Source organism: Exiguobacterium sp. s168, assembly GCF_018619035.1.
In the GTDB taxonomy this organism is placed as follows: domain Bacteria; phylum Bacillota; class Bacilli; order Exiguobacteriales; family Exiguobacteriaceae; genus Exiguobacterium_A; species Exiguobacterium_A acetylicum.
This window is the reverse complement of the sequence record NZ_JACSNE010000065.1, coordinates 1-635: the sequence shown is the minus strand read 5'-3', so window position 1 is coordinate 635 and position 635 is coordinate 1. Positions and strand designations below refer to the sequence as shown.

Genomic DNA, 635 nt, shown 5'->3' with positions numbered 1-635 from the left:
CATCACTCAGGATGTGCAATTCCTTCTTTTTTCATTGTCTCGCGTCAAGTTGCCCTTCGGGCAACGCTTTGGATGAGCCATTTTCTTAAATTTACGGCCATGAGGATGAAGCCGAGCTCACGCTTCACCTTCGCTTTTCCTCTCACAGAAAAGCGAGTGAAACTCAAATTAGCCTTCAGATATCCAAAAACTGGTTCCACGTCTATCTTCCGTTTCGCATAGAGGGATCCTGTTTTTTGATCTGAAAGCCATTTTTTCATCTGTTCTTTTTGTTCTTCCCATGAAGTGTTTATGTGTACCTGTCGGTGACGACCCTCTTTGGCCTTGGTACAACGGGAGCGAAACAGGCATCCATCACACCCTTCGCTTTCATACACCTTGAAATCACGCGTGAATCCGTACCGATCTGTTCTCTTGGACATGTAACGGAATGTTACGTCCTGTCCATTAGGGCACACAAAACGATCCGACCTTTCATCATAAGACCAGTTTGCTGTGTTAAATGGATCATTGCGCCATTTTCGAGACTTTTCTTTTTCGAACATCGTATAAGGGATGAGTGGAATGCGCCCTCGGCGCATCAGAATATCCTGATAATTCTCCTGACTCCCATAGCCGGCATCCGCAACGATATG

1 protein-coding gene is annotated in these 635 nt (G+C 45.7%); it reads right to left on the bottom strand.

Going from position 1 to position 635, the window contains the following annotated elements:
* Positions 1–44 precede the first annotated feature (44 nt).
* Positions 45–635, bottom strand: a 591-nt coding sequence (locus tag KNQ15_RS16640; RefSeq protein WP_214730124.1) for a transposase, incomplete at its 5' end; no start/stop codon positions are given.